Here is a 10,235-nt window from a genome sequence, read left to right as displayed (position 1 = left end):
TTGAACCAAACCTTTGCTTCTACGACACTTTCTAGTGTTTCCACATCAAGAGTTAAATCTTCGATTCTTTTAGGATGAGTTAATTGGTCTCTAATACTGTTGGCTGCTAAAAAGTTGTCCCAGCCTACACCAAAGAAACCCAAATCTTTTGGTTCTACACCACGGGATTTAGCCAAACATTTACATGAGAACTTAACAGACTCTTTAAATCTGAGCTTATTCTTGTCTTTTTTTATGACTTGTCTGATTTTATCAAATTTGCGTTCTTTTAGTTTCGCCTGTTCAGCTGAGTCAAAGATGACTTCAAAGTCCTGACTTGCCATAGCTTCCTGACGAAATGCATACATGAAGCCCTCAACTGTGGAAAAGAATGTTCTAACGTATGCATTTTCTAAGGCAGAATTTCCCTTATTTTCAAGTAGTAACTTCCCTACAGCTTCAAGATCTGAGTCCAATTTTTGTACTAACTTAATATAATCGCTCATTATTACTCCATAAACATAACGCCTTGCTAAGTGGCGCCTGCGGTAAACCTGCAAAACCCACTGAACTCCAAACCAAAACCGCCGAGCGTTTGGCGTCCACTTGAGTAACTTGTTAGTTGGCTAGTTCGTTGCTCCGCCAGAAACGCCACCGTACGAAAAAGTAAACCACCAAAGGCAAGCGCACAACACCGCACCCAAAGTTACCCACGATTTACTCAAAGCAATGTGAGCCACTGCACTCCGGCAAAGAAAGCGGACACAAAATACCCGTTGAAGTTATTGAGGCGGCAATTCTGACGAGCAGATGAACAGCGCATAAACCTGCCCCTGAAACACCAAAACTCCACGCAACTTTACGCCCACGAAACCCGCCACCAACCTGCACGAAACCACAATGAGGCAACCCACGAACATTAAAAAGCACTTGGTTCGAGTGATTCAAGAACTGATACCGACAATGCCAAATTGCCGATAACACCAGACGAATGGCCAGAGATGACGCTGAACTAGCCTTAAAAAAATCACCCGCCAACTAACGCTTTACTAAGTGGCGCCTGCGATGAATTCATAAAACCCACTGAACTCCGAGCCAAAACCGCCGAGCGTTTGGCGTCCACTTGAGTAACTGGTTAGTTGGCTAATTCGTTTCTCTGCCAGAAACGCCACCGTACGAAAAAGTAAACCACCACAGCCAAGCGCACAACACTGAACCCAAAGTTACCCACGATTTACTCAAAGGAATGTGAGCCATTGCATTTCAGCAGAGAAAGCAGGCTAAACACACCGCCTAAACCTTTTACAACGACAACGCCAACGAGCAGATTGAAAGCCAACAACGTTGCATCTGAAACACTAAAACTCAACGCAACTTTACGTCCCACAAAACTCGCCACCAACCTGCTCAAAACCAAAATGAGGCAAATCCACGAACATTGAAAAGCGCTTGGTTCGAGTGATTCAAGAACTGATACCGACAATGCCAAATTGCCGAAAACTACGAACGAATGGCCAGAGATTATGTTGAACTAGCCTTAAAAAATCACCCGCCAACTAACGCCTTGCTAAGTGGCGCCTGCGATGATCCCGCAAAACCCACTGAACTCCAAACCAAAACCGCCGAGCGTTTGGCGTCCACTTGAGTAACTTGTTAGTTGGCTAGTTCGTTGCTCTGCCAGAAACGCCACCGTACGAAAAAGTAAACCACCACAGCCAAACGCACAACACTGAACCCAAAGTTACCCACGATTTACTCAAAGCAATGTGAACCACTACACTCCGACAAAGAAAGCGGGCACAAAACACCAGTTCGAGTTGTTGAAACGGCAAAGTTAACGAGCAGATTTTCAACACATAAACCTGCATCTGAAACACCAAAACTCAACACAACTTTACGCCCACGATTCTAGCCACCAACCTGCACGAAACCACAATGAGGCAACCCACGAACATTAAAAAGCACTTGGTTCGAGTGATTCAAGAACTGATACCGACAATACCAAATTCCCGATAACACCAGACGAATGGCCAGAGATGACGATGAACTAGCCTTAAAAAATCACCCGCCAACTAACGCCTTGCTAAGTGGCGCCTGCGATAAACCCGCAAAACCCACTTGACTCCAAGCCAAAACCGCCGAGCGTTGGGCGTCCACTTGAGTAACTGGTTAGTTGGCTAGTGCGTTGCTCCGCCAGAAACGCCACCGTACGAAAAAGTAAACCACCGAACCCAAGCACACAACACCGCAACCAAAGTTACCCACGATTTACTCAAAGCAATGTGAGCCACTACACCCCAGCAAAGAAAGCGTACACAAAACACCAGTTGGAATTATTGAAGCGGTAATCCTGACGAGCAGATGAACAACGCATAAACCTGCCCCTGAAACACCAAAACTCCACGCGACTTTACGCCCACGAAACTGGCAACCAACCTGCACGAAACCAAAATGAGGCAAATCCTCGAACATTGAAAAGCGCTTGGTTTGAGTTATTCAAGAACTGACACCGACAATGCCAAATTGCCGATAACACCAGACGAATGGCCAAAGAAGACGTTGAACTAGCTCCAAAATTCCCCCGCCAACTAACGCTGCATTAAGGTGTGAGCAACGCGGGCACCAAACCTAAACCATTACGCCGTAAACACGAAACCCAACCTTGAACTAAAAATGCCAAGCGTTGCGAATCACTCTTAAATGCTTTGTTAGGCGATTTTCGGTAGCGCTACTGTAGTCCTTATATTCTCGAGTGCTGATTTCATTCTCTGCTTTTGCATATCCAGCATATCAATGTCTGGAATTACTCGAAGTGCTTCTTGTTTAACCCAGTCAGGCATCGCTTCAGACTGTTCCACCTTACGCTTAGAGTTTTCTTGGGCTTGTTCATTACAAATAAATATACTGTGCCAGCCACTATCTTCAATATGCTTAATCACCAAAGCAGGAACTACTGTTTCCACGTGTTCAATTATTGAGAGAAAATACTTTTCCGGAGCTTCATGGACTTGGTTACCATTTCTATTAGTCACAGGGGTTGGAGCCAATATCAATGGGAAGTCATTCACAATATGCGCACTAGCTGTCAAGTTCATGCCTCTATGTACAACACTATTTCTCAGCTCTCGAAGGTAGTCGTAATATTTGGAGCCATCAATATGTTCGCCTCCCAACTCTGAATATAGTTTATCTCTAAATTCGTTTCGTAAGGGAGTGGCTTTATCGCACAACAACTCTGTTATGGACAATACAGATGACAGATACTGTGAGTAGTATTGTCTGTGTTCTTCTTGTGTATCTAGACTCATTGGGCATCGAATAGCGAGTGCATTTTTTAATGCCAAATTCTTCGATTTTACATACCACTCAATCGAAAATATTACTTCTGATGTTTCCATAATCCACCTTTCGCCTAACGCCCTGTTAAGGTGTGAGCAACGCAATACAGATGCTCCCGCATACCACCCTAAACACAAAACGCAACGCATAGCAAAAACGCCAAGCGTTGCGAATCACTCTTAAACAGATTGTTAAGTGGCTATTCAGCATTTTGCAGAAAACTACCTCAGAGAGTCATAATGATTAATCACTTTTACAAGAGAGTCTAAAAGAGGTTTTAACCCATTAAAATCTATTTTCGTTTTGTTTTCTTTGACTATATGTGTAGCAAATGCATCTTTGCTCAAATCACTTTTTGAGTCCCGATTCTTTACAGTGTTGAAACACTTACCATTTGGGTGTTTCATTAAACGCGTTTTATCATCAAAGAAATACTCTATATCTGTCTCTCCGCCATCTTTAGCTAACGGTGTAAAAACAACATATAGATTTTTGATAACATGTATAAATTCAGACTTTCGAATATCCTCCTTCTTATCAAGAGTAGATGGAAACAATTCGATTTTTTTCTGAAAGTTTTTTGACTTCAACAAATTCACTACTTGTTGAGGTCCTTCATCGTTATCTAAAAAAACAATAACTGGATGTTTAGGTGTTATGGCATCGTAGAGCTTCATGTTCTTTTCGAAGTTATCCACAAAACCTCGCAGGTAATCAGCCCCTCCGAATAGCTCTAATAAAAAGCGGCTTCGCTTTGAGTACTCGACAAAACGTACTAAAAGCTCATACTTATCCTCTTTACGGTACGCTAATTGAGGATAATCTTTACTTAACTCACTGATTGCAGACTTTAAGTAAACATTATCTGTCTTACCTTCACATAAAATGGTAGGTTTCTCATTTCCGCAAAAAAGTCGATAATATAAGAAATTACTAAAAGTTTTTTCTCGACCTGAAAGTATCACTTTAGTATTTTTCCCAACTTTCGCATGCGTGTAATCGGTACTTAAAGGTGTTTTTTGCCTCATCCGGTTATAGTGATCAACTTGATCAATAAAGTTTAACTGCCCTTCAAGCTCATTGAGGTTACCGTCAATTTCATTTCCATCTTTTATAGTTGTAAACTTACCTGTTTTAAACAGCTGATTACATTTCGCCCGTGCTAATCGCCAATATTCTTGTTTCACATTAGGTTTCTTATTTACTACCAGACCTGTGACATCTTGTCTGGAGTTCTTATATTGAATTCTAGTTTTACTAGAATTTATAGAAAACCCTGAACGTCTTATCTCACTCTTTAACAATCTACCCGGCACATAACCAATTTCATTTTGTTTCATTATTTGAGGAGGAAACTCAGATTTCCTAGTTGAAAATGTTATGTCGTCAGCGTACCTCGTATAAGTACATTTATATTTTTTGGCTAACGAGGCTAACCGTATATCTAGGGTATGTGAAATAAGATTAGTTATTACAGGAGAGCATGGGCTACCTTGAGGCAGTTTGTTATCAAAGCAGGCAATTTGAGCAATTACTGTTGCAATATGTGGGTTAAGATTGAAGTTAGTGTTTTTAATAAAAAAACCACGAACACGTCCAAAATTGAAACTATCAAAAAAACTTTCTAAATCAATGTTGAGGACGTTCTTTTTTCCGACATGCATCATAGCATTCGTTAGGATTGAACGCTCTCTTACAAAACCGTGAGATAACGAAGGTTGCTTTACTTGCACATTTGGAATTTTTATCTTAAGAACTTCAGCAGCGTAATCTGGATCACCATTTTTTCTAAGTTTCGGTTTAGACCACTGTGAATCTGGATATTTTTCCGCATTAATTTCATCAATGCAGTCTAATAGTAATATTGACAGATTTTTTTGAAGGCTCTTGAGTTCCTCTGAAGGTGCATTTATAAGCCTTTCACCGCCTGATTTCTTTAGAATGGAAAACTGGTGATATTGGTTCTCTGGCTTGTTGATATATAAGCAGCGAGTAAGGAAAGCTGCATCAATACCCAATATTTTAGCAAATTCAGGTTTTGTTGATGCTGACTTTAGACGCTTTAATCTTGACATTGATTACCCCTAATTAGTGGCTTATGGGCACTCCTACGCACTATATATCCTATAAATACCTATATGATATACTATATAAGGCAATCCGAACGGACCATTTCTTCACTGATCGCGAAACGCGAACTAAAAATCTGCCCATAAGCCGAACGGCATTCTAGAGTAGTTATGAAACATAATCAATATAAAAATCCAGAAAACTCAACCAGCCACTTAACGCCCAATTAAGGGGTGAGCAACGCTACCACCCAAACCTAAAGCATTGTGCCATAAACACTAAATTGGAAGTAGAACCAAAAATGCCAAGCGTTGGGAATCCCTCTTAAATTGTTTGTTATAACGCAGATTTCCACTAAACGTAAACCTGCCCTTTAAGATACAAAACACCTTTTCCAGAAATGACTATTGATTTACCTGACACGCTGCACTTTAAGACACCACCTCTTCTTGAAGCTTGGTAAGCAACTAAATCTGATTTACCCAATTTATCAGCCCAGTAAGGAGCCAACCCAGAATGAATAGAGCCTGTCACGGGATCTTCGTCACCACCGTTCGCAGGCCAAAAATAACGAGATATGAAGTCATAGTCTTCGGATTTAGAAGTGACGACCACATCCAATGGCGCGAGCTGTTTCAGTTGTTCTGAAACGTAAGTCACTTCAAGAACGTCATGCTCATTTTCATAGACGACAAAATATGCTTGTCTATTTCTTAGAACTTCTACCGGCTGTTTCGATAAGCCAGCCAATAACTGTGCAGGAACAAGTGATACAGCTTCTGGTTTTTGGTTAGGAAAGGTCATTTCGATTTCGTTGTTTACATTAAGATTTACCGTTAAGTTACCGACTTCACGAGTTATGAACTCGATTTGGTGTGTTACACCAAGCTCGTTAAACAATACGAAAGCAGATGCCAACGTAGCATGACCACAAAAGTCAATTTCAGTCATTGGTGAGAACCAACGAATTTCGTATTGGTTATAGCCTACAGCTTTTACATAAGCTGTTTCTGAGAGGTTATTTTCAGCTGCAATATTCTGCATTAGGTCATCTGAAGGCCATTGTTCAACCGGAATGACCGCAGCTGAGTTCCCTTTAAATTGTTGATCTGTAAATGCATCAACTATAAATATATCCATTTTCAACGTACGAACTCCATTTGCGTTATAACGCCGCGTTAAGGGGTGAGCAACGCTACCACTGCACTCAAGTCATTATGCCATAAACACTGATGCATACCTTTGAACTGAAGCCGCCGAGCGTTGGGAATCCGTCTTAAACGCTTTGTTATGTGCGTGCTAAATTTGTGCGTACAATCTCAGCATATCTTTGTGTTGAATACCATTTTCATAGATTGGTTCTGGGTAATTCAGTAAGAAGTGATCCTTGATGATCGAGTCAACGCGAAAACCAAGGCGCTGATAATAAGTCAGTTGATAACCAAAGGTACCTGTACCCAATTCAACACGAGTGATCCCCTTACTTGGTAGCTGAGACAGAACTGACTTGAGCAATTGAGAGCCAATTCCTTGACCTTGTAACTCGGGATATACAGAAACATTGAAGATTTCAGCAAGTTTTTGGGTTTCTGGCTTCACTATACATGCCGCTAAAATACGCTCATTATCTAACACAGCAAAGCACCATGATTCCGCTAAATATGATGAAATACTCACTTCAGAAGGATCTGCTTTGAGCAGCAAATCTAGCGGAATTTGGCTACTTTTGACTTCGATAAATTGCATTTTTCCTCCAAGCACATAACGCCCTGCTAAGGGGTGAGCAACGCAATACCAAGGCCGCCGCATACCGCCTTAATCACTTAAACCAACGCAAAGTAAAAAATGCCATGCGTTGCGAATCCCTCTTGAGCAGTTTGTTAGGTGATTTTTCCTCGTAGTTCTCTCATTAGTCTTACCGACTCATCAAACTGCGACAATGCCATTTCAACAATGCTATCAATTTGTTCCTGAGCTGCACTGTCAATTGGCTTTATTGTATTTTTAGCTAACCACGTCTCGATAAGAGATCTACGATTGATCAACGTTTCAACACAATCTACTTTATTGGTTAGAAACTCCAACCAGTCCATTTCTCTTTTCTCATCACCATTGCAAATCGAACACGATAAGACATGGTTAAATATTGAGTTATTGCCGCCTTCAGAAGTCGGGACTATATGATCAAGATGACCGACTCTCGATTTCCTTTCCATCGTAAGACCACAATATGCGCAGGAATTATTGAAATATTCCCACAGCATCGTTTTTTCTCGTTCTGTCGGATGTGGATCGATAATCGCTCCTAGTGAACGCTTAATTTTGTTTTTTGCCATTGAAGGCGTATCTTTTGCCATTACTTCCGACCTTGATTATCACCTAACGCCGCATTAAGGGGTGAACAACGCCACCACCAAACCTAAAGTATTGTACCGTAAACACTAAATTTGAAGTAGAAGCAAAAATGCCAAGCGTTGAGAATCCCTCTTAAATGCTTTGTTATACGAATTTTTCCACCAATTCCCGTGTCATAAAGTGACTATGTGGATCGAGTTCATAGTTGGCAAATGGTTCGCAATAAGTAAACCCAAATTTCTCATACAGATTTCGAGCTGGTTGGAAGAATTGCTGAGTGCCGGTTTCAAGGCTGACTTTGCGATACCCCTTGTCGATAGCAGTATTCAAAGCATGAATTAACAGCTTAGTTGCAACACCGGACTTTCGGGATGAATTAGAAGTTCTCATTGATTTCAATTCAACATGACGGGGAGTGAGTTGCTTGATAGCAAGGCAACCTTGTAATTCACCATTAACCCAACCGCTGAAAAATGTAATATCTGGTGATTTAAGTGCATCGACGTCTAAAGCATGCACACTTTCTGGAGGTGAAGTTGCATACATATCAGCCAAATGCTCTTCAAGCAACTCAATGACTTCACCACCCGATAGATCGTCTATTTTGATTTCCATATTCCGAACTTTCCTTATTCGTATAACGCCGCGTTAAGTGGTGAACAACGCTAACCACCAAACCTAAACCATTGTACCTTAAACACTAAATTCAACTTAAACTGAAATCGCCAAGCGTTGTGAATCCGTCTTAAACGCCTTGTTAAGTTTACATTTCACGGTGATCGAATTTAAAAGGGTTACCACCATTGAGAGGTTCTGCAAACCTCACACCAATCTCGTCAATTAAATAATCGTACATCCTTGACTCTTGAAATTCACATAGCTTTATGGCCGATTCTACATCCTCAAGGGAAAGTAAAGGTGTTGATACACCAAACATAGGCTCTTCTAAAACATGACTGTGTTCGCCAACTGTAAGCGTTCCGCTAACTGGGTAAATAATCAACTCATTACTTGAGATATCACTATGGGCTACGACTTTGTTTCGAAAGTTTATTAACTCAGAGTGAGTTTTGGACAATTCCTTGTGCTCGCCAAACTTTTTCCATTTTCCAAGCATATTTCCGAACCCATCATTATTTGTGAAAGGTCTACAGTAGGATGTTACTGCTCCGAACAACAATGACTGATAGAGTTTGTCTCCCAAGTTTGCATTCAACTCTACAATATTCTCAAAGCCATCTTTAGCACAAGATATGTCTCGTGCAGCGACCGCTATTCTGTGAACTTCTAAACTTTGATTTATTCTTTTTCTACTCATAAAATCCAACTGTAAACTTAACGCCCGATTAAGTAGCCCGAAACGCACAACGATAGCTTCTGCATAACTCCGCAAACACCGAACTTGCAGCAAACTGAAAATGGCACGCGTTGAGGGTCTGCTTAAATTGTTTGTTATGTAATGACGCACTCGGGCTCTACTGTTGCCTTCAGACTACTAAAAACGCCCTTGCACTCAAGGTTCTTTTGATGGATTTGAGTGCGAAAGCCAAATTCGAAGTAGGGGAGTTACAACGATTTCAAGACAGTGAATTTCAGCGAGTGACTTGGCTTTTGAACCGTAGAAGCGAGCCGGGACAAACTTTCCAAGTGAGATGTGCTTTCGTTGACCCTGAATTATTGCGAACAAGTTGAACAAAGACTCAGAGCCAGAAACCCATGAGTTGAGAAGAAGTTTGGTATTTCGAGAAACTAAATAATACTGGAAATCAACCTGTTACATAACGCCCAATTAACGTGTGAGCAACGCAGACACTGAACTTGAATGCTGCGCCGTAAACACTAAATTCAACCCGAAGTGAGAGCGCCAAGCGTTGCGAATCACTGTTGAATTGTTTGTTATGTTTTACCACAAACACATGATTTACTTGAGAAAGAACTGCGATTTCTAACTAGTTTTCTGAAACAAACCACAAGGTAAGAGCCAACTTGACCACCAAAGGCGATTAACTAGAAACGAGGCATTCCACTTCCCTGCCCAATGAGGCAACCCGACCGAGTAACAACAAGCACCCTTTCTTTCCAATCAAAGCAAAAAACAATGTTGAATTGCCGAGGCAACTGCCAAGTTGAAATGCTAATTGGCTAAGAACCTAGAAGCGACTTTGAGCCAGTTAAGCTAGAAGCCAACCGCCACGACCTAACAATGAAGCAACCCGCGAACTTTGGCATGTTTTACGGGGTGAGAGATTCAAGAACTTAGACCGACAATGCGGATTTGCTGAGTCTACTAGGGACGAATTGCCAGAGGGACCAATGAACTAAAGCCCAAGACCTTTAAGTCTTTGAATTTCAAGTAAACATAACGCTTTATATACAACCCCAAACCACCTAACCCAACCAACTAGCGCCGCCTATTCTGCATCGTTTCTGTGAACGGAATCTGCTAAATCCTTGCAAAACAACTCGCTAAAGGATGAACCCTTATGATACTG

At 41.3% G+C, this 10,235-nt stretch carries 8 protein-coding genes; all 8 read right to left on the bottom strand.

Going from position 1 to position 10,235, the window contains the following annotated elements; translation table 11 throughout:
- A partial coding sequence (locus AC6R0S_RS04070) for a hypothetical protein (RefSeq protein WP_500637266.1) occupies positions 1-485 on the bottom strand: 485 nt, incomplete at its 3' end.
- 2,202 nt (positions 486-2,687) lie between these two features.
- Positions 2,688-3,467 carry a hypothetical protein gene (locus AC6R0S_RS04065; RefSeq protein ID WP_500637265.1) on the bottom strand — a complete coding sequence of 260 codons (780 nt, stop codon included), beginning with the start codon at positions 3,465-3,467 and terminating at the stop codon, positions 2,688-2,690.
- Positions 3,468-3,539: 72 nt separating this feature from the next.
- A complete protein-coding gene (locus tag AC6R0S_RS04060) occupies positions 3,540-5,393 on the bottom strand; it encodes a retron Ec67 family RNA-directed DNA polymerase/endonuclease (protein ID WP_500637264.1) in 1,854 nt (617 codons plus the stop codon).
- A 349-nt stretch (positions 5,394-5,742) separates the two neighbouring features.
- Positions 5,743-6,534: a PhzF family phenazine biosynthesis protein gene (locus AC6R0S_RS04055; protein ID WP_500637263.1), complete on the bottom strand. Its 792-nt coding sequence runs from the start codon at positions 6,532-6,534 to the stop codon at positions 5,743-5,745.
- 153 nt (positions 6,535-6,687) lie between these two features.
- Positions 6,688-7,134, bottom strand: a complete 447-nt coding sequence (locus AC6R0S_RS04050) for a GNAT family N-acetyltransferase (protein ID WP_500637262.1) — start codon at positions 7,132-7,134, stop codon at positions 6,688-6,690.
- 134 nt (positions 7,135-7,268) lie between these two features.
- Complete coding sequence (locus tag AC6R0S_RS04045; protein ID WP_500628774.1) at positions 7,269-7,745, bottom strand: HNH endonuclease; 477 nt, start codon at positions 7,743-7,745, stop codon at positions 7,269-7,271.
- A gap of 142 nt (positions 7,746-7,887) precedes the next feature.
- Entirely contained in the window at positions 7,888-8,358 is a 471-nt protein-coding gene (locus tag AC6R0S_RS04040; RefSeq protein ID WP_053441909.1) for a GNAT family N-acetyltransferase, read from the bottom strand.
- A gap of 148 nt (positions 8,359-8,506) precedes the next feature.
- Positions 8,507-9,061 (bottom strand): hypothetical protein, encoded by a 555-nt coding sequence (locus AC6R0S_RS04035; protein ID WP_050646603.1) that lies wholly within the window; start codon positions 9,059-9,061, stop codon positions 8,507-8,509.
- Positions 9,062-10,235 lie beyond the last annotated feature (1,174 nt).

The sequence above is a fragment of the Vibrio sp. R15-SG3-ISO1B genome, assembly GCF_059833835.1.
The sequence above is the reverse complement of the archived record's forward strand: the minus strand, read 5'-3'. Positions and strand labels throughout refer to the sequence as shown.